The 24,580-nt window shown below is 57.1% G+C and carries 20 protein-coding genes; 14 read left to right on the top strand and 6 right to left on the bottom strand.

The window, feature by feature from the left end:
* Nucleotides 1-107 precede the first annotated feature (107 nt).
* From ACZ5D1_RS10130 to ACZ5D1_RS10100, 7 genes are all read left to right on the top strand, one after another.
* Nucleotides 108-881, top strand: coding sequence for an AraC family transcriptional regulator (locus ACZ5D1_RS10130; protein ID WP_464554806.1), 774 nt, complete (start codon nt 108-110; stop codon nt 879-881).
* Between the two features lie 429 nt (nt 882-1,310).
* Nucleotides 1,311-2,564 carry a hypothetical protein gene (locus ACZ5D1_RS10125; protein WP_051363837.1) on the top strand — a complete coding sequence of 418 codons (1,254 nt, stop codon included), beginning with the start codon at nt 1,311-1,313 and terminating at the stop codon, nt 2,562-2,564.
* Between the two features lie 317 nt (nt 2,565-2,881).
* Nucleotides 2,882-3,556, top strand: a complete 675-nt coding sequence (locus tag ACZ5D1_RS10120) for a FadR/GntR family transcriptional regulator (RefSeq protein WP_464554804.1) — start codon at nt 2,882-2,884, stop codon at nt 3,554-3,556.
* A complete protein-coding gene (locus ACZ5D1_RS10115) occupies nt 3,556-3,777 on the top strand; it encodes a hypothetical protein (protein ID WP_273195180.1) in 222 nt (73 codons plus the stop codon). The genes ACZ5D1_RS10120 and ACZ5D1_RS10115 overlap by 1 nt, the downstream gene beginning before the upstream one ends.
* Nucleotides 3,778-3,844: 67 nt before the next feature.
* A complete protein-coding gene (locus tag ACZ5D1_RS10110) occupies nt 3,845-5,254 on the top strand; it encodes a hypothetical protein (RefSeq protein ID WP_041276860.1) in 1,410 nt (469 codons plus the stop codon).
* A gap of 21 nt (nt 5,255-5,275) precedes the next feature.
* The gene (locus ACZ5D1_RS10105) at nt 5,276-6,433 is read left to right on the top strand and encodes an MBL fold metallo-hydrolase (protein ID WP_011367568.1); all 1,158 of its coding nucleotides are present in this window, start codon (nt 5,276-5,278) and stop codon (nt 6,431-6,433) included.
* A gap of 49 nt (nt 6,434-6,482) precedes the next feature.
* On the top strand, nt 6,483-8,360 hold the full coding sequence (locus tag ACZ5D1_RS10100; RefSeq protein ID WP_464554803.1) for a CobW family GTP-binding protein: 1,878 nt from the start codon (nt 6,483-6,485) through the stop codon (nt 8,358-8,360).
* Between the two features lie 135 nt (nt 8,361-8,495).
* Here the strand turns inward: ACZ5D1_RS10100 and ACZ5D1_RS10095 are convergent, their stop codons facing one another.
* The 4 genes from ACZ5D1_RS10095 to ACZ5D1_RS10080 all read right to left on the bottom strand — a co-directional run bounded on the left by ACZ5D1_RS10095 (nt 8,496) and on the right by ACZ5D1_RS10080 (nt 11,973).
* Nucleotides 8,496-9,095: an NAD(P)H-dependent oxidoreductase gene (locus ACZ5D1_RS10095; RefSeq protein WP_464554801.1), complete on the bottom strand. Its 600-nt coding sequence runs from the start codon at nt 9,093-9,095 to the stop codon at nt 8,496-8,498.
* Between the two features lie 159 nt (nt 9,096-9,254).
* Nucleotides 9,255-10,154, bottom strand: a complete 900-nt coding sequence (locus ACZ5D1_RS10090; RefSeq protein WP_464554800.1) for an Lcl C-terminal domain-containing protein — start codon at nt 10,152-10,154, stop codon at nt 9,255-9,257.
* Nucleotides 10,151-10,975, bottom strand: coding sequence for a gamma-glutamyl-gamma-aminobutyrate hydrolase family protein (locus ACZ5D1_RS10085; RefSeq protein ID WP_464554798.1), 825 nt, complete (start codon nt 10,973-10,975; stop codon nt 10,151-10,153). Before ACZ5D1_RS10085 ends, ACZ5D1_RS10090 begins: the two co-directional genes overlap by 4 nt.
* 8 nt (nt 10,976-10,983) lie before the next feature.
* A complete protein-coding gene (locus ACZ5D1_RS10080) occupies nt 10,984-11,973 on the bottom strand; it encodes an amidoligase family protein (RefSeq protein ID WP_162147945.1) in 990 nt (329 codons plus the stop codon).
* A 206-nt stretch (nt 11,974-12,179) separates the two neighbouring features.
* Between ACZ5D1_RS10080 and ACZ5D1_RS10075 the strand changes: the two genes are divergently transcribed.
* From ACZ5D1_RS10075 to ACZ5D1_RS10055, 5 genes are all read left to right on the top strand, one after another.
* Nucleotides 12,180-13,292 (top strand): iron ABC transporter substrate-binding protein, encoded by a 1,113-nt coding sequence (locus tag ACZ5D1_RS10075; RefSeq protein ID WP_464554796.1) that lies wholly within the window; start codon nt 12,180-12,182, stop codon nt 13,290-13,292.
* Between the two features lies 1 nt (nt 13,293).
* Nucleotides 13,294-14,364, top strand: coding sequence for a FecCD family ABC transporter permease (locus ACZ5D1_RS10070; RefSeq protein ID WP_464554794.1), 1,071 nt, complete (start codon nt 13,294-13,296; stop codon nt 14,362-14,364).
* A 9-nt stretch (nt 14,365-14,373) separates the two neighbouring features.
* Nucleotides 14,374-15,126: an ABC transporter ATP-binding protein gene (locus ACZ5D1_RS10065; protein ID WP_011367576.1), complete on the top strand. Its 753-nt coding sequence runs from the start codon at nt 14,374-14,376 to the stop codon at nt 15,124-15,126.
* Between the two features lie 10 nt (nt 15,127-15,136).
* On the top strand, nt 15,137-15,745 hold the full coding sequence (locus ACZ5D1_RS10060) for an FmdE family protein (protein ID WP_455696054.1): 609 nt from the start codon (nt 15,137-15,139) through the stop codon (nt 15,743-15,745).
* A gap of 173 nt (nt 15,746-15,918) precedes the next feature.
* Nucleotides 15,919-18,120 (top strand): methyl-accepting chemotaxis protein, encoded by a 2,202-nt coding sequence (locus ACZ5D1_RS10055; protein WP_464554792.1) that lies wholly within the window; start codon nt 15,919-15,921, stop codon nt 18,118-18,120.
* Nucleotides 18,121-18,370: 250 nt separating this feature from the next.
* On the opposite strand, the gene ACZ5D1_RS10050 is transcribed toward ACZ5D1_RS10055, so the two are convergent.
* Nucleotides 18,371-20,671, bottom strand: a complete 2,301-nt coding sequence (locus ACZ5D1_RS10050) for a GGDEF domain-containing protein (protein WP_455696052.1) — start codon at nt 20,669-20,671, stop codon at nt 18,371-18,373.
* A gap of 207 nt (nt 20,672-20,878) precedes the next feature.
* Here ACZ5D1_RS10050 and ACZ5D1_RS10045 point away from each other — a divergent pair, with 207 nt between their 5' ends.
* Entirely contained in the window at nt 20,879-21,904 is a 1,026-nt protein-coding gene (locus tag ACZ5D1_RS10045; protein WP_011367580.1) for a glycosyltransferase family 9 protein, read from the top strand.
* Here ACZ5D1_RS10045 and ACZ5D1_RS10040 read toward each other — a convergent pair.
* Nucleotides 21,901-22,734, bottom strand: coding sequence for a tetratricopeptide repeat protein (locus ACZ5D1_RS10040; protein ID WP_011367581.1), 834 nt, complete (start codon nt 22,732-22,734; stop codon nt 21,901-21,903). The two genes, ACZ5D1_RS10045 and ACZ5D1_RS10040, sit on opposite strands and share 4 nt — an antisense overlap.
* 160 nt (nt 22,735-22,894) lie before the next feature.
* On the opposite strand from ACZ5D1_RS10040, the gene ACZ5D1_RS10035 reads away from it, so the two are divergent.
* Nucleotides 22,895-24,580 carry a diguanylate cyclase gene (locus ACZ5D1_RS10035; RefSeq protein WP_011367582.1) on the top strand — a complete coding sequence of 562 codons (1,686 nt, stop codon included), beginning with the start codon at nt 22,895-22,897 and terminating at the stop codon, nt 24,578-24,580.

The raw sequence follows: 24,580 nt of genomic DNA, 5'->3' as shown, positions 1-24,580 counted from the left end.
GTTCAAAGGTTGAAACAACCGGCTTCAGTAATTTTTCTTTGACTACCTTTTGCCAGCGCACAGGGCGGGGCAGAGACATTTCTTTTTCTTACGTTCAGCAGGACGGCATGCTGGATGTCGGCTTTTGTGTAAGCGGGTCGTGGCATGTGCTTCTGGGGGGGCGCAAATTGAGTACCGGCAAGGGCAATGTCGGCATGTTCCATCTGCCCGGCGATTCGTGGCAGAGCCTCTATCCGCCCGATACATGCATTCAGGGCGTGGGAATTTCGGTGCGTATTGATGCACTGCGCTCAATGTTTGAGGATGAACCGGTTACACACGAAGGGTTGAACCGGCTGCTCAAAGGCGGTGCCGATGCCACTATTCTTGAATTCGGCCAGATGACGGCGCAGGAAATGGAAGGCGTGAAACAGGTGCTGATGGCCGGCTCTGTGGACGCTTTACGCAAGCTCTTTCTGGAAGCGAAAACCATAGAGCTGCTGCACAGCTTTCTTGTGGCTCGCAATGCGCAGGGCAGAAAGCCGTTAACTGTGGCGGAAATAAGAAAAATGGCCAGTGCGGTGGAGATTATTGCTGAAGATCTGGAGGATCCGCCATGCATTTCCGGACTGGCAAGCCGGCTGGGCATGAGTGCAAGCAAGCTGAAATCCTGCTTCAAAGAATATACCGGTGACTCTGTTTATTCGTATATAAAGAAAAAACGTCTGGAAAATGCCAGACGGTGCATCGAATCAGGCGAGATGAACGTCACTGAAGCTGCTGTCAGTGTGGGGTATAGCAGTCTCGGGCACTTCAGCCGGATCTTTAAAGAGAATTTCGGCGTATTGCCCAAAGATGTGTCAAAAGGCCGGTACTGCCTGCGTCACACTGCAGGCATGTGACTGCAGGCGTTTTATCTGGTGGACCTGCTGCTTCAGTCTGTTCAGGTGTAAGCCTGTAGTCTGCGGACTCCGTGCGATGACTGGTCATACAGGCCGGTCATTGCTTTTTTTGTGTCCGTATTCTTTTAGTATTTTCTGTTTTTAAACAGCGTGTTGCGTGGTTATATCGCTCGTTTTTTCACTGCGGGGGCACGCGGGGGCCGGTTGCCAAAAAACAAGGGGCGCAGTATGTGGGCTGTGAATGGTTACTGACGCAGCTGTGCCGGTTGCGGCTGTGCGCCGGTCAGGTCGGTTATGCGGCACAGATAGACGGCTTGCAGGGGATTCTGCAGGCTTTTTTCTTTTTCGGCGCTGTTGACCTGCACCGGGGTTAGCACGGCAAAAAGGACGCTGCCGCAGGGCATACGGGCATGTGACGGGAGAATCAGTGTGGAAATACGCTATGACAAGACTGCGCGCAGTGTGAAACAACTGCAGCAGACGCTGGCAGCCTATCTGGATGCGCTGCCGGCGCTGATGTGGCATGTGGATACCGTGCGTAACGAGATGATATTTTTTAATGATCATAAGGTTGCGGGGCTTAACGGCAAGATACCTCTCATGCTGCGCAATATGTCTCTGGCGCAGGCTCTGGTGCACCCTGACGACTTCAGTGTGTTTCGCGGAGCGCTTGATGCGGTGCGGGTTCTCCAGCCATGTTCAGTGTCCTTTCGTGTGCATGACGATGCAGGCAACTGGCACTGGCTGGTGCTGATGGGAATGCCCGCACCTGACGAGTCTTTCGGGTACGTGGGGCTGGCTGCGGAATGCACCTCTCTGGTGGAGTCCATGATGGAAAGAGGGGCGGACAGCCTGCTGGCGGGCAGTATGGAATTGCTCGACAGCCCGGCTCTTCTTGTTGATTTCACGACAAAAAATGTACAGGCCGCCAATGCTGCGGCATGTGTATGCTTCGGGTATGCTGCAGCTGCCGACTTTCCTTCGTTTGAAACGATGCTGGAGGGAACAGGAGAGCAGTACAGGCGCAGCATATACGAGCACCTTATTTTTCACGCATCATGGCGGGGGGCACTCACCTTGGCGGGCAACGGCGGCATGCGCATGTGTTGCCGGGCGCAGCTGCGTCCCGTCTCCCGTGAAGGCCATAATTATCTGTGGGTCAGTCTTACACCTGCGGTGCAGCCTGCAGAGGCAGCGCCCGTTTCCAGCCCTGTTTCCGCCGCGCTGCGCGAAGCCCTCAGCCGCGCAGCCGATGATATGTCCGCCCTGACCGCAGTGCTGGAACATCAGCCGCAGGGTATGCAGGCGGAAGGGGTTATGCTGTCCCGTATTTACGCAGCCGACGATAAAGTTGAAGTGACAGGGGCGGGAGCTCCTTTTGACGGCATGGAGCCCGGTACGGCCTACCCCTACAGAGGGTCCATCGCAGAGAATATTGTCCGTTACAACCTGCCTTATCTTGTGGTCGATGAAACTGCACGCAGCATACGGCCCATTGACTGGGCTCTGTTCATTCCCGGCGGTATTCACTCTTATTATGCCGAACCGTTCTATGCCGGGGATACTCTGAAATATGTGCTGATTTACTGTTCTACCCGCAGCGAGGCTTTTTCCGCCGACGGCGCACCCGCCTGCAAGGAGGTGGTCAGACTTCTTGCTCAGACCCTGAAGCGGCTGGACTGAGCTGGCGGAGGCATATAGGCATCGCACAGCCTGTCATCAGACGGGGGCGGACTATATATGCTTTTATACGCGGTTGCCTTTGCAACGCGGCCGGCGGCTTAGTGGCAGGCGCCGGTGTGAACACCACGGATGTTATCTGTGGTGTTTTTTTATGCGTATGGGAAAAGGCGGCAATGAACGGTGGTACCAGATTGTTTCACTGGATGGGCCAGTTTGGTTTTTTGTGGTTTTTCCTTGTTGTCAGCGAATGATCACAGACGTAGCTTTCAATCAACAACATGACGACAGAACAACAAAAAGAATTGGTGGGACCAGAGGTGCAGAGAGCAGCATATCAGGTTGCCGAAGAGATTCTGAAACTGGTCAGCAACAGCGCTGTCAGGCCCGGAGAAAGACTGCCGGGTGAACGCGCACTGGCTGAGAGGCTGGGCTGCAGCAGAAATACCGTGCGTGAGGCGCTGGCGGCACTGTCGGCAAGAGGTCTGGTGGAAATCCGCATGCGCAGCGGTGCCTACCTGTGCAGGCAGAACCACCCGTCACCGGACGGCGGGCGGACCGGACCCGCCGAAGCACTGGACGCGCTGGTCACTCTTGGTCCGGCTCTTGTGGAGCGCGTGTGCCGGGTTGCAGGCGTGTCTGAACATGAACATGCGGAGCGTATCACGGCCCGGCTGGGCAGGGCTCTGGTAGACCGCAGCCCGCTGGATGCGTGGCGGGGGCTGACGGCATTTTACAGCGCACTGGCTGAAATAACGGGAAACAGTCTGCTGTGCGCGGCCATGGGCAGTATTGCCCGCTCCGGCGCGGCAGGCGGGTTTGAGAATCTGCCGGAACTGGCTCCTGCGGCCTTGCAGCAGTTTTTTGCAGAGCATGTGGAAATGCTGCAGGCCATGCGCCGGCACGATGTGGCTCTGGCATCCCGGTGCGCGGCAGGCAGCCTTGACGCATTTGGCAGAATGCTGTGGCAGAAAAACGGCGGAGAGCGGAACTGATGATGACGCGCAGAAAATTTTTGCGGTTCTGGAAGGGCACAGCCGCCCCTCCTGCCGCAACAGGGTCTGCAGATGGCGGAGCAGCGCAGGATGCGGATGCGTTGCGCAGGGCCTATCTGCGGGCCATGGGGGCCGGAGTTGATCCCGCAACGCTGGCACCCGAAGAGTTGGTGAGAAGGTTTTCTTCAGAGGTAACGTCTAATGATGCGGCAGACGGCTGAAGGAGTGCCGGGGCGACCGCCAAGTCTGGCCCCGACACAAGTGCCGTTTTCCGCAGGGGAGTTCCTTATGGACAAGGACAGCACCGGTATACTGTATCTTGAGAGCCGCAGGCTGGTCAAACGCTGGAGCGGACCGTGGCCTGCTCTGGTCAACACGCTTGTGATGGCGGTGTTTTTTTACATCACGTGGTGGATTTTTCAGGACCCGCGGGGCGTATTCCGTCTTTATACGCCGTATGTGGGCTATATGGTCTGCCGCTGGATGCTCATTCTTTTCATCTGGCTTGCGTATATTTTCGACTTCTGGCCGTTTAAACGGTCGTGGCTGGAGCGTACGCATCCCGTCGTCAAGGGAACGGTGCTCACACTGGTAAGTGTGGCCGCCATGTTTGTGCTTATCAAGGGCTTTTTCATCGAACTGCTGGGTAACTACGGCATAGCGTATTTCAACCCTTCGCGGCTTGAAGAAATGGGAATCACCGAGTTTTATGCCCTTGAATACGCAACTGAAGCCATCATGATGTTTGCAGCCATTGCTTCGTGGCTTTCACCCAGCTGGGTGGTCGCCTGCGAGGGGGCTCCGTGGAACAAGCTGAAGCAGCCGGCCAAGGGGCTTACCATAATGGTCGTGACGTTCTTCCTGAGCATGGTTGTCTATTTTGTGACCATGCACTCACACATGGCCATCTTGTTCTACCCGTGGCAGCAGTACACAGCCATTACCCCGCCGTACTGGGAAACTTTTGCCAATACGGTTTCAGGCAACTTCCACATTGCGTGGATCATGTGCTGCACTGTTGTTGTCTGGCAGTTTGAAACCATCTGGGAAAGGTATCCCTTTAACCTGATCAAAACCGACTGGCTGCGCCGCACCGCATCCTTCTTCGGTATTATTCTGATAGCTCTGGCACTGTGCTTTTTCCTGTACTACGCGCAGGATCTTGTATGGGGCCAAACCGTACGCGGTACGCGCCGTCTGGCCGCACCTGACTGGCGCTGGCTGCATGTGGGTGAAATGGCCATTTTCTGGCTGGTACCCACCCTGTTTCTTAATTTCTACTGCGGCAACTGGCCCAACAACTTCAGCCGTCCGGTACGGGTGTGCATCCGCACGTTCCTGACCGCTGCGCTGGCCGTACTGGTATACGTTGTCTACTACAAAACGTCGCACCTTTTCCTGGGAACGCAGAAGGGCTTTTCGCATCCGCAGCAGTTCCCCATGATTCCCATGATCTGGCTCATCAATATCTTTTTGATCAACGTCTGGTTCATGGACGGCTGGCCGGGATGGAAGGCTGTGCCCAGAACAGCTGAAGAACTGCAGGAAGTGGAAGACGAAAAGGTTGCCAGTGATGTTCGCTGGTCGCCTGCTCTGGCAAAAGGCCTTGCCGTGGGCATTGCCTGCGGTGTGGGGCTGTATGCCGTAGTGGTGGGTGTCCTGCCGTGGATAGGGCAGACCGTGCAGATAATTAAATAAAGGAAAGCGCAGGAGTATATGATGAAAGAAAACAATATGAGCCGGCGCGACTTTGTGAAAGGTGTGGCCACCGGTGTCTGCGCTGGTGCCTTTGCCTCCATGGGCCTTTATTCCTATACCGGTGCGGCCTACGACAGACTGCCCAAGTCGGAAAGAAAGTTTCATGATTTCGGTGCTGTGCGCAGCGTGAAAGTTGTGAACATTTCCGAGACAAGCTGGTTCAGCAATGCTGACCTGATCGGAGACATTCATGCTGCCGGCGGCCTGCTGGTAAACCAGTACACGCTTAACTGGGCACCTTTTGCCAATGGTAAAGGCACTGCAAAGGGTTCGTATGATTCCGGTCTGGCAAGCATCAAAGATCTTATTCCCCATGATCTGGAAAAAGCGTGGGATATCCAGCGCAAGCTGGCTCTGCACCCCGAAAACCCCGGCGGTTTTTCATGCCTGCTGGAAGTGGAAGCTCTGGACGGCACAAAGCATAATTACCTGCTGGACAGCGGCTGGTCCTACGAATGGATGGATAAGAGCTTCAAGCGGGAAGGCATCGACAAGATGCTTGAGGCCCGGCAGATTGAGGGGCTGTTCATTTCGCATGAACACTGGGATCATTTCTGGGGACTGCCCGTCACCATGAAGTATGACAACCGTATTCCGCTGTACATACACGACGGCTTTTACAAAGAAGGGCTGCAGTACATAAAGGACAGCGGGTACAAGGGAACACCTTTCATACAGAAGGAACCCTTGCATCAGGTCATGCCGGGCATGGCAGTGGTGAAGTTCGATGTGCCCATCATCAACCGCGTGTTCGGCGAAACGTCTCTGGCCTTCAATGTGAAGGACAAAGGCCTTGTGCTCATCTCGGGTTGCTGCCATCAGGGCATTCTGCAGATGGCCGACTTTGCCTATACCGACCTTAAATACGATAATGACAAGTTCTACGGCATCTACGGCGGACTGCACATATCGCCCTTCGAAGACTGGGATCCCAAGTACGACGATCTGGTGATCTCGCTGGGCAAGTGGAACTTCGACCGCATCGGCTGCAACCATTGCACCGGCCACCTGACCGCCAGAAAGTTCATAGAGCGCGGCTATCCCGTGGTACGCGGGTCGGCGCGGTTCCGTTCGTCTTCGCCTGATTATCTGGGCAACGGCGATACCATTACCTTCTAGGCTGTGTAACCGGGCGGGGCATATGCTCCGCCCGTTTTCGGGTTTCGTTATGCTTACAGATTTTTTCATGCCGCCATCGGGCGGGGCAGCCACAGCCGGCCAGTTGTGTGCTCTGCCGGCCAATGCCATTGCCGTAGCCTGCCGTGATGACCGCTTCAGGCGGCTGGTGCGCTGGCTCGGGCTGGCCCGCTGTCAGGGGGCGGAAGGGGCTTTTACCTGCCGTGTGGCTGATATGCCGGGAGTGTTCGGGCTGGCATGCGAAGAAGTATGCTCTTCGGGCTGCACTCAGCAGGCGCGGTTCGGTATTTATTATTTCCCCCATGCGGACGAGCAGCTGTGTGATGCCATGCGGCTTGATGCTGCTGTACTGACGCAACATACGGCCTATGCGGCACGGGTGCGCGGCTTTGCCACCGATCCTGATTTTGCGGGGCTGTTCCGAACCGGAACACTGGATGTTCTGTATGGTTCCGTGCCTGCGGCTTTCGGTTTGCGGCTTGTGGCTGAAAACAGGCTGCGGATACGCTGCGATGCCGGATTGTACAGTGAAGAAACCGGCTGGGTGGTTGAGCCGGGCGGGCTGGAAGAAGACCTGCCTGCGCTGCTGTTGTCCAGAAGGATTTATGATGTGCTGGGCGCGGCTCTTTCTGCATGTCTGCAGGAAGCCCCTGTGTTTTTTTCGCGCACGGAGTATGGCTGCGGACTGCGGCACAGACTGGCTGACGGCAGTGTCAGGCTTGACGAGCGGGCGGAAGGAGCCGATGCCGGGCGTCGTACCGGCGAACTGCTTGTCTGGGGTAACGTCGGCAGTCTGACTGCAGACATTGACGCGGGCCCTCAGCCGGGCGCAGAGGTGTTGTCATATGTTGCCTGCACTGACTGCAACGTGCAGAAAGAAAACATGCCGGAAGAAGTGGCGGCGGCCCCCTGCTGGGTGGCGCATGATCTTGAATCGGAAGCCTGCGGCCGCATGCATCCGGTGCTCAACGACAGGCGACCTGCCCTTGTGGTGGTCAGCGGTTTTCTGGGGTCCGGAAAAACAACTTTTCTCAACAACTGCATAGAATACCACCGTGCCCGCGAACGCTTTGTGGCTGTTATTCAGAATGAAATGGGGGCTACCGGCGTCGACGGGCATCTGCTGGGCGATTCCGCGTCTGTTCTGGCACTGGATGAAGGCTGTGTGTGCTGCACTCTGGCAGGCAGTCTGGCTGCGGGCGTGCGTGATCTGACAGCGCGTTTCAACCCTCAGGTGATTCTGCTGGAAACAACAGGACTTGCCAATCCGCTGAACCTGCTGGAGGAAATGGGCTCGCTGCGTGAGCTTGTGCGGCTGGAATGCATGGTAACCGTTGTGGATGCCGCAAACGGAATTTCGACGCTGTCTGACAGCGAAGTCGCCCGCGACCAGATACGGGGGGCAGATGTCGTCGTGTGTAATAAATGTGATGTGGCCGGGCCGCAAGCCGTTGCCGCCCTGAAGGACGCTGTGCAGGGCCTTAACCCCAGAGCAATGATTCATACGACGGAGTTCGGCAGCGTGCATCCCGCACTGTTTATGGATGCCGGCGAAGGCAGAAGCGGCAGCGGCCTGATGCCGGCCGTACCCGCGGCGCATGCCGACCACAGACACGAAGGCTATGGCGCTGTACGTTTTTTCATGCCGCGCCCCGTTTCGCGGGAGCAGCTGCGGCAGGCTGTGCAGCAATGCCCGGGGCAACCGTTCCGCATCAAGGGGATAGTAACCTCGGCAGGGCAGGACGCAGACCTGCGGGAGAGTCTGCTGGTCCAGCATGTGGCTGGCAGGACGGATTTTGAACTGTTGGGTGGCTTTGAGGGAAAGCCCTTTGTGGTTGTCATCGGTAAAAACCTTGATGACGAAGCGCTGTACAGTCATTGGCAGCGGCTGGGAGCAACGCGGGAATAAAGCCGTGTTGCGGCAGCGTACAGTGCAGCGTACAGTACGGCACGCAGGAACAGGCTGAAAAAAACGGCCTTGCGGAGCTGTTGATAAGAGCACACCGGCAGCGGCGGAAAAGCGGCTGCCGGTGTGCTCTTATCGTTACGGGCGGATGGCGGGGAAGTGCGTCCTGATATGCGCTTCGTAGCGTGACAGGTCGTTCAGAGTTTCCGGATTTTTCACCACATCATGACAACTGAACGTGGGCAGTGGCTCCATGCCGAAAAAACGGAAATTCAGGTGCATGGGCCAGAAAAGATCATCCACGCTTTTTCCCTCAAAGAATTTCTGCGCCGGATCACCGAATGCGTCTGCCGGAGCATTGAATGTCAGGGAAAGAAGATATTTTTTCCCCGTCATGGTACCGCCGGAACCATACTGGCGGGCAGGGTCTTTGCGTGTTCTGCCGTCGCCGTTGCACAGCCGTCCGTCAGTTCCCGCCGTATAGACCAGATCCATATATTTTTTAAAGCTCCACGGCATGCCCATCCAGTTGACCGGCGACTGGACAATGACGGCATCCGCCGTACGGTGTTTCTCCAGCTCGGTATCCACGTCATAGGCATCCGTCATGGTCGTTTTCTGTACGGAATATCCGTTGGCAGTAAGTGTGCTCCGGGCGATTTCCACCAGAGATCCGTTCAGCTTTCCCTGAGAAAAACTGTAATATTCATGTGCATTAAGTATCAGAATGTTTTTCATTGCCGGCTCCTGCCGTAAACGGCGTGCTGTTTTGTGTCAGAATGACATTGCATTATAGCACGCTCCGGCTGCCTGCTGTCAATGCAGGGCCTTTGTGGCAGATGCCTTTGCGGCGGACGGTAACCGGTCAGGGGGCAGAGCGGGGGATGAAAGCGAAGACTACGGAAGGGAGCAGACCGGCCAGACATGAAATTCAGGCGCAGCGGCGTGCCCCACACCCACGGCTCCTTTTTCCATATACAGGCAATACTGCCAGCCTTTTTCGTAACCGCTGGATGTGCAGGACCAGTACGCCGGACGCACGGCATCAAACGGGTGACCGCTGGTAAGCGCCGGGTAAGCACGCGAACAGTCGGTCAGCAGTTCCAGTTCATCAATAGTCGGCAGCCGCCAGTTTCTGCCGGTTTCCTGAGCAAAGCGTGTCACCGCCCGCAGTGCTTCGGCGTAAGTTGTTGCTCCGCCTGTCAGGTCGGCGCAACGTGACCACAAAAGACCGCTGACAGTATCGGACACTCCGGCACCTTCTGCGGAAAAACGGCGTGTGTCCCAGCGCAGGCCCGTCCTGAGACTTCCATCCTGCCCGGACCCCTCGCAGGGGACGGGATGCCCGTGTGTGTTATGACACTGCTGCTGCCCTGTGGCGTGCAGAACTGGCGATATTCCCCTGACAGGCCAGAGAAAAGAGTCTTCTGTCTTTTTGCCGTAGAACATGCGCCCGCCGGAAAACTGCACCCGCCATGCATACTCCGGTAGCGCGGCAAAGGTGGTGCTGCTCCAGTACCAGCCGGACCAGATACGCAGGAACGGATTGCCGGGAGCCACTGCGGGGTTGCTGGCTGCAGTATCGATGAGCGAAAAAAGTTCACGCCGGTTTGGCAGCCGCCAGTCGTTAAAGCCACCTTCCTGCCGCTTGTTGAGACCTTCAATGTACTCCAGCGATTCTGCCCAGCTCATGGGAAAATCCGGCAGACATGCGTCCCGCGTCCACATCAGGCCCGTCCGCGTATCCTGTACTGTTTTCAGGGCCGGATTGTCTCTGCTAATGAACCGTTGTGTCATCTGTTGTCCAGCTTGCCTTCCGGGGCAGGGGTTTCATGGTTTTCTTTATACCGGCCGTAGTTACGGGCGTGCCGGACAAGACAGGTGAACAGGCTGCGTTGTGAATTGTGCTGAGGCATGTATTCCGGATGCCATTGCACTCCGACGAAAAAAGGCTTTTTTTCATCAATGATGGCCTGCGTCACCCCTGCTTCGTCTCTGGCTGCCACCGAAAGTCCCGTGCCCAGCCTGTCCACAGCCTGATGATGCAGCGCATTCACCTTAAGCGAGGTGTACGGAAAAAAGCTTTGCAGATGCGAGCCTTTGACAATGAAAATACGCTTGTGAGGCAGCACTGTATGAGGGTGTCGGACGTCTTCGTAAAAGTCGGCGATGCTCTGATGCAGTGAACCGCCCCGTACGACGTTGATGAGCTGCATACCCCGGCAGATGCCGAGCACCGGCATTCCCAGCGTTTCTGCCTGAGTAATGAGAGACATTTCAAGTGCATCCCGCGGGCGGTCATGGCGGGGAGCCTGTTTCAGGCTCAGCAGGCGCCGGAGCAGAAAAAGAAAAACCGGCAGGATAACGGAGCCTGCAACCCTTTTGAGCAGATGCCGCGGCGGGAGAATGCCTGTTTTTTTCTTCTGTTGGGGCTGTTGTCCGTACAGTTCGGGAAAAACATCGGAGCCGCCGCTGACAATCAGTCCTTCAGCCGTGCACAGCGGCGGAGATTTGGCAGGTGTGGCCCGCAAAGCTCTGCCGCCGGCAAGCGCGACCCCCAGCTTTATGAACCACCAGGCGGCAATGCCGCCGGCGTCGGGAGTTGAAACCAGAATCACGGGCCGTTTCATCGCGAAAGCCATTCTCCCAGTTCGCTCAGCAGGCACCCAAGGCCGGGCGGCGTGGCCAGAAACGCGTCGCACACTCTGCGCAGCTCTGTTTTGTCCGCTGCCAGCTGCTCCACGCTGACCCAACGGTTCCATTCCAGCGCCATGCTCCAAGCCGGTTCATCTATACGGCAGTCGGGCATGCGGTAGTGAAATGTGGGGCGCGGTTTTACAAGGTGGGGTTCTTCAACCCGGCTCATGACGCGTCCGGCATCCAGAAAGGCAAAAGCGCAGGTCATATCCAGAGGGCGGTTGCGGGTGGGGTTGTACCGCAGGTAATCGTCAATAAGCCGGTTCTGGTCGGGGGTATAGTCCGCATGCAGTACCATGCGGACGTACTTTTCGGGAAAACTGTCGATAAACGGGGAAAGACGGCGCGAAATATCCACGTCGATTTCCTGTTCAAGCCACTGTTGCAGCACAAAAAAAGCCCGCATGTGATCCAGTATGTCCTGCGGACGGAAACTGGGCAGTTCCGGATTGAACTGCATGGCGAATGCGTACAGCAGTGAATCTCTGGTGCCCCGGGCCGCCCGTCTGCGCAGCATGCTTTCCAGCGGACGCAGTTCGTTCAGTTCGTCCAGCGGTACCGGAGGCATAACCAGCTCAAAGGGAACCGCCACCGAGGCAAGCTTCAGCAGCAGCGAGTCGAGAGAACGGGCTGTGTCCGGTTCCAGCCGGACCCCCAGATCTGCAAGGAATTCTTTGTATTTTTCGCTTTTGAGCTGCGATGCATCCACTTCCAGTGTGAAATCGCCGAAGCGTGTTCCGCTGATTTCGTACACAAAGCTGCTCCGGCGCGACACGGCACCGCCATACAGCGCCGCCACATCCTGCGCCACATCCTCCAGTTCCACGCCTGTGAACTCCAGTTCGAACCCGACCCTGCGCATGGTTCCCTGTTCGTTCAGCAGTGCGGGGGGCAGTGAAAAAACGTGTTTTTTATGCATGGTATTATTCATAATTTTTTATTGTTTTCAAAACGATTGTGCGTTGATGGTAACAGCAATTCATGTCTTTTGCGAGGGGCAGGGCGGAGCGGCTTTCTACTGCCGGTTCTTTGTGTAAGTGATTGTTGACCTTGTGCCACCGGCAGGCTAGATGTAACAAAAAAGGTAAATTTGTAGCACAATAAGCGGATGCCGGAGGAGACTGTATGCGCATGATTTCGGTTGTCACGGCCCTGTTGGTGGTTCTGTTCGGTTTTTCAGGTGCCCGGGCTGCGCTGTCCCTGCCGGCTGTGCACGATGCTGCAGGAAAGGCTCTTGCCGTACCGGTTCCCGTGCAGCGGGTTATCTGTTCGGGCTCGGGTTGTCTGCGCTTGCTGACATACCTTCAGGCTCAGCATATGGCCGTGGCGGTGGACGATATCGAAGTCCGCAGAGACCGTTTTGACGCCCGGCCATACGCTCTTGCCAACCCTTCATTTAAAAATCTTCCCGTATTCGGGCAGTTCCGCGGATACGACAACCCGGAACGCATTCTTATGCTTGCGCCTCAGCCGCAGGTTGTTTTTAAAACCTACACAAGCTCCATGGGGTACGATCCCCTTGAGCTGCAGCAAAAAACCGGCATTCCCGTGGTGGTGCTCAATTATGGCGATCTTGGAGCCGGACGCCAGCATCTGTATGACAGCCTGCGCATGATGGGGCATGTGGTGGGCAAGACCGGCCGTGCCGAAGAAGTAATCACTTTTTTTGAAAACGCCATTGCCGATCTGCAACGGCGGACCGCCGGCATTGCGGAAAATATGCGGCCGTCTGTTTTTGTGGGGGGGATAGCTTTCAAGGGGCCGCACGGGTTTCAGTCCACCGAGCCTGCTTACCCGCCTTTCAGTTTTGTAAATGCACGCAACCTTGCCGGGCAGGATGCCGTGGGCAGCAGGCTGCAGCATTCTGACGTTGCCCGTGAAAAAATTGTCCAATGGAATCCCGACTACCTCTTTGTCGATCTGTCTACTCTCCGGCTGGCGGACAAAGCCAACGGTATAGAAGAGCTTCGTTCCGACCCTGCATATGCGACGCTGAGTGCGGTGCGGCAGGGGCGTGTGTTCGGCCTGCTGCCGTACAACTGGTACACGCAGAATTACGGTTCCATACTTGCCAATGCCTACTATATCGGCTCCGTGCTGTATCCCGAACGTTTTGCCGACGTGGATCCCGCAGCAAAAGCTGATGAAATTTATACGTTTCTTGTGGGTAGTCCCGTTTTTGAGCAGTTGAACAGATCCTTTGACGGCCTTGCATACAGAGCGGTTCCGGTGAACTGACATGCATTTTCATGACGGAAAGGTTCCCGAAGAGTACCGCCGGTATATATGGGCCAAGGCTGTGTTTCTGTGTGGTGTTTCTGCAGCGCTGCTGGCAGCGCTGGTTGTCTCCGTCAGCTCAGGGGCGGCGGATATCCCGCTGGGGTCTGTTGTCCGCAGCCTTGCCGGACTGGGAGCCGATGCCCGCACCGAGGCCATAATCTGGAACATCCGCCTGCCGCAGGCTCTTTCCGCCATTGTGGCCGGAGCGGGGCTGGCTGTGGCAGGTGCGGCCATGCAGGCCATATTGCGCAACCCGCTCGGGTCACCGTTCACGCTGGGTATTTCGCATGCGGCGGCCTTTGGCGCGGCTTTTTCGGTAATGGTGCTCGGCGGCGGGGCCATGACATCCACAGCCGCGGGTGCCGTCAGTGTCACTTCGCCGCTGATGACGACAGCGGCGGCCTTTGCATGCAGCCTTTCCGCTGCGCTGGTCATTATCGCTGTTTCCCGTCTGCGCGGGGCTTCTCCCGAAACCATGGTCTTGACCGGCGTTGCGTTGGGAGCTCTTTTTACCGCGGGAACCATGTTTCTGCAGTTTTTCGCTGACGATGTGCAGCTTGCGGCCATCGTGTTCTGGACATTTGGCGATACGGCACGGGCCACGTGGACAGAGCTGGCGGTTCTGGCCCTGACAACGGCGGCATGCAGTGTATATTTTTTATCCAACGTATGGAATTACAACGCCATAGATGCCGGAGACGAAACTGCCATGGGGCTGGGAGTACGCGTGGGCAGGGTGCGGCTGACAGGCATGCTTGTGGCCAGTCTGCTGACGGCGGTCATCATAGCGTTTCTGGGAATCATCGGCTTTGTGGGGCTGGTGGTGCCGCATATGGTCAGACGTGTCATAGGGGCCGATCACCGTTTTCTGTTGCCTGCATCCGTGGCGGGCGGCGCGCTGATTCTGCTGGTTTCCGACTCTGCGGCCCGTCTGATTCTGGCGCCGCATGTTCTTCCGGTATCGGTACTTACCTCATTCATGGGGGCACCGGTGTTTATCTGGCTGATTATCAGGGGGCGTAAAGTCTAGGAGGCCGTAGTGCTGAATGTAAGTGATGTTTCGTTCGCCTATAACGGCAGGCACGTTCTGCGGGGCATTGCTTTCGGCGTGCAGCCGGGGGAACTGGTGGCCGTTCTGGGGCCTAACGGGGTGGGAAAGACCACCCTGCTGCGGTGCATCAACGCCATCCACCGTCCCACAGGCGGCGCGGTATGGGTTGAGGGAAAAGACGTGCTTGCCATGAGTCCACACGAGGTGGCGCTGGGCATAGGCTATGTGGCGCAGCGCTCCGAGGCGGCGCGGCTGACGGTGTTTGATGCGGTGCTGATGGGCCGCAAGCCCCATATCCGCTGGAAGGTGCAGGAGCATGACCTGAGCATTACCGACGGAGCCATCCGCAGGCTCGGACTGAAAGAACTTGCATTGCGGTACATTGACCAGCTGAGCGGCGGCGAGCTGCAGAAGGTGTGCATAGCGCGGGCTCTGGTGCAGGAACCGTCACTGCTTCTGCTGGATGAACCTACAAGTTCTCTCGACCTGCGCAGTCAGGTGGAAATAATGCGCATGCTGCGTCATGTAATTGATGATCATGGCATTGCTGCCGTGATGACGATGCATGATCTGAACACGGCATTGCGATATGCCGATAAAGCTGTTTTTGTCAAAGAAGGCAGAGTGTTTGCCGAGGTCGCCGCGCAGGAGGTCTGTGCTTCGGTCATTGAGGCTGTGTATGACCTGCCTGTGACAGTGCATAGCCTGAACGGGTACCCTACCGTGGTGCCCAAAGCGTAAGGAGGCGGAGATGACATGCAGATTTTCTACTGAACTGCTGGAAAGGGTTGAAGCCTTTCACGGGCACCGCTGCCCGGGGCTTGCCATCGGCGTGCGCGCCGCTGAACTTGCGCTGAACACTCTGGGCAGCGGGCAGGATGTTGATATGGTGTCCGTGGTGGAAACGGACATGTGCGGGGTGGATGCTATCCAGTTCATCACCGGTTGCACACTGGGCAAGGGAAATTTGATCCATCGCGATTACGGCAAGATGGCTTTTTGTTTTTATGACAGAACTTCCGGCAGAGGTATACGCGCGGTGCTGCGTCCGGAGGCAAGAGGTGCCGGTGCGGTGCGCATGGCGGAACTGATGAAGATGCGGGCGCAGGCGGAACTGACCTCTGAAATGCAGGCAGAGCTTTCCGCTCTGCGCGATGCGCAGGAAAAACAGTTTTACACGTTACCGCTGGAAGAGATGTTCAGCGTTTCAGGGTGGGATATGGCTCCCAGACCGGCAGCCGTGCTTGCGAGTCTTGAATGCGCGGAATGCGGTGAGCATGTGATGGAGTCGCGTACCCGCCGTTTCGGGGGGCGTACGCTCTGCATACCGTGTTTCATGGACGTCGAGCAGAAAATATGAACTGTTTTTTTACCGTGAAGCCTCTCCGGCAGTCGCCGGAGAGGCTTTTTTGTTGACGGTCTTGTAACATAAACATGATTGAGAATTTCTATCAGCTAATGTAGCCTGCGCGTCTTCTGCCGTGCGCAGGGGGTTTTTTTCTGTCATGTCAGGCCATCTACCGGGAGGGTTGTATGCTGAGACACATGTCCATAGCCATGAAGCTGGTACTCGGCTTCGGAGGGGTTTTGCTGCTTGTAGGGGCTGTTTCGCTGATTTCCCTTACAGGGCAGCGCACTTTGATGACTGCTTCTGAAACAACTGGTGCTGTTCACGGCGTCATGGAAGATATGCTGCGGTCACGTCTGCAGGTGGTCTACTACATGATGACTGCGGATGCGGGGCATGCGGGCAATTTTAAAGATACAGGCGAGCACATTAATGCCGCACTTGCTGCGTTGCATGCACAGGCTTTATCAGAGCATGAAACGCAGCGGTATATCATGCTGCGCCAGAAATATGAGTCTTACGCCTCTGTTTTTGCACAGTACATCACAGCCCAGAAAGCCTATGAAGAGGAACTTGCCAGAATGATCGCTGTGGCACAGACACTGGGCAAAGATCTGGACAAGCTGCAGGTCGTTTCAGAACATACACCGGAAGCAGGGACCGTATCTGCGGGAACTGCAGAGGATGCCGTTGAGAAGGCACGGGTGCAGGGGCAGGTACTGGCCGGATTTCTGCGTTCGCGTATCGCGGTGCTTTCTTTCCTGCAGCGGCAGGATCCGGCGCTGCTTCGGGACGTTTACGCCGCTCTTGATGATGTGCTGGCGGGCATGCACGACCTTGCCGCAAAGTCCGGTTCCGTGCAGGAACGTAAAACCGTGGAAGCTCTTGCCGATAGCGTCACGAGCTATCGTAGCGGTGTATCTGTTTTTGAACAGGTAAGCAGACAGCAGAAGGAATACGGTGCCGCAATGACCGCTGTGGCGGATGAGGTGGCTGCCATTGTGAAGTCTGTTCTGGAAGAACAGCAGGCATCCATGGACGCGCAGACGGCTGCCGCCCGGCGTATGCTGCTGGGCATGGCTGCCGGGGCGCTCCTTCTTGGTGTTCTGTCAGCGTTTTTCATTATCCGTTCCATCCGGCGCGGGCTTGGACAGGCTGTGCAGGTGGCCGACGCAGTGGCCGTCGGCGATGCCGGAGTGGTCATTGATGCCGGTGGCAGTGACGAAATAGGCACGCTCATGTCCGCCATGCAGCGAATGGTGGACGCTCAGCAGCAGGTGGCGGACGTGGCCGGACATCTTGCGCACGGGCGTCTTGATGTAAGTGTCACGCCGCGTTCGGATAAAGACGCTCTGCTTCTTGCACTGCGCGATATGGTGGATGCCGAGCATAAGGTTGCGGGTGTGGCGGATGCTCTGGCAGCGGGCGATTTACGCGTCAGCCTGTCACTGCGTTCCGATGAGGACAGGTTGTTTGCCTCGCTGGCGACCATGGTGAACCGTTTCACCGCGGTGGTGCGGGACGTGCAGCAAAGCGCGGAAAACGTATCGGCGGGAAGTGAGGAGCTGAGTGCAACGGCCGAGGCGCTTTCACAGGGGGCAACGGAGCAGGCTGCTTCGGTGGAGCAGTGCTCTGCATCTACCGAGCAGATGGCAGCCCGGATTGCCCAGAATGCGGAAAATGCCAAAGCCACCGAATGCATTGCCGCTGACGCAGCCAGAGATGCCAGAGAATCGGGCAAAGCGGTGGCAGAGACCGTGGCGGCCATGCGTGAAATTGCCAGCAAGATTTCCATTATTGAGGAAATTGCAAGGCAGACCAACCTGCTGGCGCTGAATGCCGCCATTGAGGCTGCGCGTGCCGGAGAGCAGGGCAAAGGGTTTGCTGTCGTTGCTTCAGAAGTGCGTAAGCTGGCTGAACGGAGTCAGGCCGCCGCTGCAGAAATCAACGGTCTTTCGGCGTCGAGCATGGAAGTTGCCGAAAAAGCCGGTGAGCTTTTGAGCTCGCTTGTTCCGGCCATTGAAAAAACATCTGAGCTGGTGCAGGAAATTGCGGCAGCCAGCATGGAGCAGAGTGCCGGAGCCGAGCAGGTGAGCGAAGCTTTGCATCAGCTTGATCAGGTTGTGCAGCAGAATGCAGCGGCATCCGAAGAGGTGGCTTCCACTTCTGAGGAACTGGCGGCTCAGGCCGGGCAGCTGCAGCAGGCCGTGGCTTTTTTTCAGCTGGACGGAGGCATGGCCGGGGTGGTGTCTTCGGGAGGCACCGGCTCCGCTGCAGTTGTAAGACAAGTGCAGGCTGCGCCGGCAAAAGCGGCGGCGCCTGTAAGGATACGGCTGGACATGGAGAAAGCGCCGCAGGATGACGACCGCGAATTCGAGCGGTACTGATTCTTTCATCCGTATACATATGAACTCGTAAGGCTGCGGTATTGTTCCGCAGCCTTTTTTTCATGCAAGTTGCAACAGGCAGGGGCACAATGCCGTGATACCGCGTCTGTTAAGCAGAATACGCGGAATGCTGCGGTGCGGGATACAGGAAGGTACGCTGCCGTCAGCCTCCGGCAGGCAGCCGGTTCTGCGCGGCAGAGATGGTGCCGGTGTTGCACGACCGTCACATGCACCGGCGGCACATGTTTGTCTATGCCGGTTGGCAGGTGCATGCCGTTGCTTTGCCGCTGCCCAGCGGAGCCCGCCGGTCGGTCACATAGACATTGCCCTCCAGCGTTTTGGCAAAGTGTTTTATCTGTGCCGCACGTTCTCCGATTTCCTGCAGCGAGACGCTGCCGTGACATTCAATGACCGCCAGCGATACAGAAACAAGGCTGTATTGTCTTTCCACCCCGTCACGGCCCCGTGCGCGTATCCAGCCTTTTGCCAGATCTTTTTCGCAGTAGCACGAGCGCACCAGACGTTTGAAGCAGCGCACCACTGCCTGACATATTCTTTCCGCCCTGTCTGCATGCACGGCGCACACAAAGTCGTCGCCGCCGATATGCGCGGTAAAATCGCTGTCTGTGCCGTGCCGCCTTACAGCCCATGAAAGCAGACGCGCCAGCAGCAGAATGACCCTGTCGCCGTTTTTAAATCCGTAGCTGTCATTGTAGCTTTTGAAGTTGTCCAGATCGGCATAGATAAGCGCAAAGCGCTGACCGGAATGCAGCCGACGCTCCATTTCTCTTTCCAGTGCCACATTGCCGGGCAGACCGGAGAGCGGGTTTGACCCTTTTGCCAGTTCCACCTGCACCTTTGCCAGCGTGTTGAGCAGGCTCTGCACTGATACCGCTCCGGTGAGTCTGCCTGCGCGGGTGACAAGAACATCATCGTACGCCTGCAGCTTTCCCCGCGCCATGGCTCTCTGGGCTGTGCACTCCACCGGCTCGTTTTCATCAACCACAAGCGGTGTATGGTCCATAACCGACGACACGGGCCGCTTGAAATACAGGGCCACACCGTACTGCGCCGACAACTGACGGTTCAGATGATAGTCCATGACAAGCCCCACCGGCCGCCCGTCATCGACCACGGCTATGCTGGTCATCGGATGGTGCTGTTCAAAAAGCTCGCGTACGGTACTTACTCTGGTGCTGCCCGTTACGCTGGTGACCGGCAGAGCAAGGTTGCCGGTGGGTACAGAGCAGCCCACAGGGTGCAATACCGTGCTGAAAGGCTGTATACGCAGCTTTTCAGGGCTGATTGTGATTGTCCTGCGGCCGGCGCACGGTCTGCCGAAATAAAACCCCTGTCCGAAATGCGCACCTGTTTCCGCCAGAGTCATGGCTTCCTCGCGGGTTTCAATGCCTTCGGCAATAACCCGCGAGCCTATTTTATCTGCCAGCGAAATCATGGTCTCCATCAGAGCCCGCCGGACAGGGTCTCTGTTGATGCCCCGTATCAGCGACATGTCCACCTTGATGAAATCGGGTGTTATTTCGGCAATGGAAGAAAGTCCGGAATACCCTGTTCCCGCATCGTCAATGGCTATTTTATAGCCTTGGCCCCTATAGTGGGCCAGTGTCTTGTAAAACAGGGTGAAGTTTCTGATGCTGTGGCGCTCCGTTATTTCCAGAACCACGTTTTGCGGGCTCAGCCCCGCAGCTTCCAGCATTTTACGGGTATTGCCAGTGGAAAAAGCCGGGTCTGTAAGCGTGCGGGGATGCACGTTGAGGAACAGCAGTTGTTCCGGTCCCAGGGTGCCTGCGCCGCGTACAGCGCTTTCGCGGCACAGGCGCTCAATGGCGAAAAGCTGTCCCAGTTCTTCGGCCATGTCGAACAGAATGAGAGGAGACTCGAAAACGGTGCCCTCCGGCCCCCGGGTAAGAGCCTCCCATGCGGCTGTTTCGCCTGTGCTCAGGTTGATGATGGGTTGATAAAGCGTCCGCAGTGATTTGCGGGCAAGTATGCTGCGCAATTCGCCTGCCATATGCAACTGACCGGCGTTCATACCCTGTTGCGCCAGCTGCCGCGCTTCGGCCAGGGCACTCATGAATCCGCGGGCCTGCCGGACGCTGTCTGCCGCCGGCTGACAGACTGCGCATCCTGCGTTTATCTGTATGCTTCTGCCTGTCCAGCGGACAGCCTCGGGCTCGATGCTGTTCTGGACCATAAGTCGGATGGTGTACGCCGTGTCGGCAAGATTGCCGCGCTGTGCGTTTTCAGCGGGAAATGCGGCGCATAGTTCGCCCGCTGACGGAGAAAACAGGACAGGTTTTGCGCCCTTCAGAGCAGGGGCTTTGTGCATGGCGGTTGCGGCCATGGTGATGATGTTGTCCGCCATCTCCTGACCGTACAGTTTACCCATGAGGCTGTGTTCGGGCAGTATGAGCAGGATGATATGCAGCGGGACTCCGCCCTTCAGCAGAGGCCGGACAGCCGAGTCGGGAGCTGTGTCCCCGTCAGCCCGGCCGGTTGTTAAGAGCGGCAGCGTTTCTTGCCTTGCCATGGATCCCCCCTTGGCTGACAGGCTGTGTTGTAAAGCTGGGATGTTATACGTTCAGGAACGCCGGAGACCGTGCCAGCTGTGTGACAATTGCAAAGCGATGCGGTGTCGCAGTGCGGCTTTGACTTTTCTTTCGGGCTGCCACCTGCTACGGTCGCGCCCTTGCGGCCGGTTACTGTACAATACGCCGTCCGCGTAAAGGAATGCGGGATGAATGAACCTCAGAAATGGCTGGTTGTAAGGCTCAGCGCTCTTGGTGACGTTGTGCTTACCACCGGCGTGCTCGACTACCTGTCCCGGCACCGCGGGTGGCGGTTCCACGTTCTGACGCGCAGGGCCTGGGCACCTGTATTTGACGGGCTGCCCGCCGTAGAAGGGGTTGCCCCTCTGGATGACGCGGATTTGCACATGCCGCGCATGGCCGGGGTACTGCGACGCCTTGCGCGACAGTATGAAGGCTGGGGGCTGCTTGACCTGCACGGCACTTTGCGGTCGCGGCTGCTTGGTTCCCTGTGGCGGGGACCTGTGCGCAGGTATCCTAAAATGGCGGTCTGCCGCCGGCTTTTTCTGGCCAGCGGCGGGCGTTTATGCGCTGCAGCACTGGAGCAGTTCAATGTTCCGCAGCGGTATGCTCTGGCAGTGGAAAAAAAGGCGCCGCCCAGAAATGCGCTGCTGCCCGTCATCAGGCTTGATGAGGCCGAAACTGCAGCTGCCGGCGGCCTGCTGCCGTCTGCACCTGACAGGCCTTTGGTGGCGCTGCACCCGTACTCAACCCATTCGCACAAGGCATGGCTGGACGACAACTGGCGCGAGCTGGCGGTGGGACTGGTGCATAGCGGACTGCGCTGTGTGGTTGTGGGGGTGGGGCAGTCGCCTTTTGCAGGTATGCAGCTTCCGGAGGCATACTTTGCCGACTGTACGGGGCGTACGTCCCTGCGGCAGAGCTGTGCGCTGCTGGCCGCTGCCGATGTGCTGGTAACGGGTGATTCCGGCCCCATGCATATGGCCTGCGGAACAGGCACTCCTGTGGTGGCTCTGTTCGGGCCCACACACCGTGCATGGGGGTTTTATCCCGAGGGTCCCCGTGATGTGGTGCTTGAAGCCGATATGGCGTGCAGGCCCTGTTCGCTGCACGGCAGCAAACCCTGTGCCCATGGTCAGCGCTGCATGCAGAGCATCAGTGTTGACGATGTGAGGCAGGGGATACGGCAGGTGCTGAACAGTGCAGCGCTTTAGCGCGAAAAGAGTTTTTTTTCTGCCTGCCGGACAATGTCGGAGGCTTCAGCAAGTTGCGGGTCGCGTTCCAGAGCGAGCCGTGCATAATCATAGGCCAGATCTGTCTTGCGCCAGTCCATGTACAGCTTTGCCAGATTCAGCAGAGTGACTGGGTGCCTGCCGAACTGTTTCATACCCTTCAGGTACAGCGACTCCGCTTTTTCATACTCTTTGAGAGTCTTGTATGCCTGAATGGCCCCGGCCCATGCTTTGCTGTCGGCGGGAAAGCGCCGTATGGCATGGCTCAGAACATCGGCGGCCTCGAAATATAGCCCGTATTCAAGCATGATCAGACCGATGGACGACATTATGCCTTCTTCATGGCCCCACTCGTCAACAATTCTGCGCAGGTAGCTTTTTCCTCTGGGCAGCTGGCCTTTATCAAGACAGGCACGGCCGTTTTCCAGCAGCTGCAGCTTTCTGGCCTGCTCTTCTTCTTTTTCCAGCCTCAGGGTTTCTTCTTGCAGACGTATAAGTCCGTGGAGGATAGTTTCCAGCCTGTCCACCAGCTCATCTTCTCTGCCGCGGGCATACCGTATGGGAACGGAGGTTTCTATCTTCTGGTGGCGGAAAAAACCGGTGATGCCTGAAGAACGGTTGAGGTCTGTTATAACCTCTTCCAGCAGGACTTCGGTTTCAAAGCGGGCAGTGGCAAGCAGTTCGCCCGGTACATAGGCGCGCAGTGCGGCCAGTGTACATTCTATTGCTTTGAAAATATTGTCCCGCCGTATGGCGGACTTGGCGCGCGCAAGATTTTGGCGTACGGTTCTGGGAGATGTTTTACGAAGCATGACCAGGCCTTATGCGATAATTCGGCAACAGTAGCTTTCATGAGTACTGTTGTAAAGACGCTATTTGAGTACCGTTAGCGGATTCCCTTTACATTGCTTTGATGATAAAGGAAATAGCGTTCGAAACTGCGGGGGGATAGGCAGGGTGTGAGGGGGACTGATGACAGCTTCAGATGATTTGCCCGGAGTATTGATTGTCGAAGACGGCAGGCTTGCCGCTGCAACTCTGCGTATCCAGCTGGAGTCATTAGGGTATGATGTGCTCGGGGTGTTTGATAACGGTGAAGAGGCGGTGCGTTGTGCCCCTGATCTGCGTCCGGACATAGCACTGGTGGATATAATGCTGTGCGGGGCACTGGACGGTGTGGAAACCGCAGCCCGTCTTGCAGCCGGATGCAATCTGCCGATCATTTTCATAACCAGCAGTCAGGATGTGGAAACATTCCAGCGGGCCAAGCGGGTCAATCCGTTCGGTTATCTGGCCAAGCCCGTGGCGGCGGACACGCTGCACCGTTCCATAGAGATGGCCATTCACAAGAAAAAGCTGGAACAGCGGCTGCTGGAAAGCGAAGCCCGCTACCGCCTGATTGTGGAAAGCCTGAATGACGGACTGGCCATTCTGGATGCCGGGTACCACATCCGGTACTGCAATACCAAGCTGGTGGCCATGCTGCAGAATACCGGTGCCGTGGCTTTGCATGCCCCTTTCACTTCTTTGCTGCATCCGGGCAGCGTTTCCCGCTTTCTGCTCACCGCACAAAGCGCAGCGACAAGCGGATTTGCTTCTTTCGGTGGCAATCTGCAGGCTGTCGACGATGTGGCTCTGCCTGTCCGGGTGGGGGTATCCTGCCGAAAGGCTGAAGGTAACCGGCAGTCGGAATATGTGTGCGTTTTGACGGATGTTTCCGAGTTGGTTGCTTCTGCGGCGGCGCAGCGTGAAGCCGAAGCAAAGTACCGCACAATTTTTGAAAACGCCCACGAAGGAATTTTTCAGGCCAGAGCAGACGGTCGCTTTCTGGAAGTCAATCCATCCATGGCGGCGCTTTTCGGTTTTCCCGATGCGGCAACCATGCTGCACGAGGTGCCTTCGCTTTGCGCTTTGTTTGCCACGGGAGCGGAACAGGGTGAGCATTGCCTGCCTTTTCTTGCTTCGCAGGAGTCGGTGCATGGTTTTCAGCTGCAGCTCATGACGCGCAAAGGTGACACCGTGTGGGTGGAGCTTAGCTGCCATACCGTGCTTGATGCTGCCGGTAACGTAAACCGGCTGGAAGGCATGATCATTGACGTGACCGAGCGGCGCAAGCACGAATTGCATCTGCTGCGGCTGGCCACAAAGGATGATCTGACCGGCGTGAGCAACAGAGCGGCGTTTCGTGATATGCTGAAAAAATCTGTCGAAGAGGTGAAAGAAAGCTCCATCTGTTCGGCGTTACTGTATATTGACCTTAATTATTTTAAAAAGGTTAATGATAAATACGGTCACTACGTGGGTGATATGGTTCTGCGCGAGGTGGCGGCAAGGCTGAGCAGCAGGGTGCGCACGGCCGATGTTATCGGACGTGTGGGCGGTGACGAGTTTTGTGTGCTGCTGCGCGGCGTAGGCGGGGTGGAACGTGCCGTCAGTCTGGCCGAAGATATGCGCGGAGTGCTGGACAAGCCCTTTGAAAATTTGCCCGAAGAGCATCGTCTGGGCATGAGCATAGGCGTGCTGCTGCTACAGCCGCCCGATGTTGTTGACGCGGGCGAAGCCATGCGGCGTGCCGATTCGGCCATGTATCATGCCAAAACAACAGGCCGGGGGGTTGTCGTCTGGGAAGAAGGCATGCTGCAGAGCAAGGCGTGCTGA

This window comes from Oleidesulfovibrio vietnamensis (assembly GCF_055388115.1).
The sequence above is the reverse complement of the archived record's forward strand: the minus strand, read 5'-3'. Positions and strand labels throughout refer to the sequence as shown.

What these genes read in the sequence shown, in the direction of transcription:
- ACZ5D1_RS10130 (WP_464554806.1), top strand. Translation starts at nt 108, where the DNA reads ATGCTGGATGTCGGCTTTTGTGTAAGCGGGTCGTGGCATGTGCTTCTG.
- ACZ5D1_RS10115 (WP_273195180.1), top strand. Translation starts at nt 3,556, where the DNA reads ATGATGACGCGCAGAAAATTTTTGCGGTTCTGGAAGGGCACAGCCGCC.
- ACZ5D1_RS10110 (WP_041276860.1), top strand. Translation starts at nt 3,845, where the DNA reads ATGGACAAGGACAGCACCGGTATACTGTATCTTGAGAGCCGCAGGCTG.
- ACZ5D1_RS10105 (WP_011367568.1), top strand. Translation starts at nt 5,276, where the DNA reads ATGAAAGAAAACAATATGAGCCGGCGCGACTTTGTGAAAGGTGTGGCC.
- ACZ5D1_RS10100 (WP_464554803.1), top strand. Translation starts at nt 6,483, where the DNA reads ATGCTTACAGATTTTTTCATGCCGCCATCGGGCGGGGCAGCCACAGCC.
- ACZ5D1_RS10095 (WP_464554801.1), bottom strand. Translation starts at nt 9,095, where the DNA reads ATGAAAAACATTCTGATACTTAATGCACATGAATATTACAGTTTTTCT.
- ACZ5D1_RS10090 (WP_464554800.1), bottom strand. Translation starts at nt 10,154, where the DNA reads ATGACACAACGGTTCATTAGCAGAGACAATCCGGCCCTGAAAACAGTA.
- ACZ5D1_RS10080 (WP_162147945.1), bottom strand. Translation starts at nt 11,973, where the DNA reads ATGCATAAAAAACACGTTTTTTCACTGCCCCCCGCACTGCTGAACGAA.
- ACZ5D1_RS10075 (WP_464554796.1), top strand. Translation starts at nt 12,180, where the DNA reads ATGCGCATGATTTCGGTTGTCACGGCCCTGTTGGTGGTTCTGTTCGGT.
- ACZ5D1_RS10070 (WP_464554794.1), top strand. Translation starts at nt 13,294, where the DNA reads ATGCATTTTCATGACGGAAAGGTTCCCGAAGAGTACCGCCGGTATATA.
- ACZ5D1_RS10060 (WP_455696054.1), top strand. Translation starts at nt 15,137, where the DNA reads ATGACATGCAGATTTTCTACTGAACTGCTGGAAAGGGTTGAAGCCTTT.
- ACZ5D1_RS10055 (WP_464554792.1), top strand. Translation starts at nt 15,919, where the DNA reads ATGCTGAGACACATGTCCATAGCCATGAAGCTGGTACTCGGCTTCGGA.
- ACZ5D1_RS10050 (WP_455696052.1), bottom strand. Translation starts at nt 20,671, where the DNA reads ATGGCAAGGCAAGAAACGCTGCCGCTCTTAACAACCGGCCGGGCTGAC.
- ACZ5D1_RS10045 (WP_011367580.1), top strand. Translation starts at nt 20,879, where the DNA reads ATGAATGAACCTCAGAAATGGCTGGTTGTAAGGCTCAGCGCTCTTGGT.
- ACZ5D1_RS10040 (WP_011367581.1), bottom strand. Translation starts at nt 22,734, where the DNA reads ATGCTTCGTAAAACATCTCCCAGAACCGTACGCCAAAATCTTGCGCGC.
- ACZ5D1_RS10035 (WP_011367582.1), top strand. Translation starts at nt 22,895, where the DNA reads ATGACAGCTTCAGATGATTTGCCCGGAGTATTGATTGTCGAAGACGGC.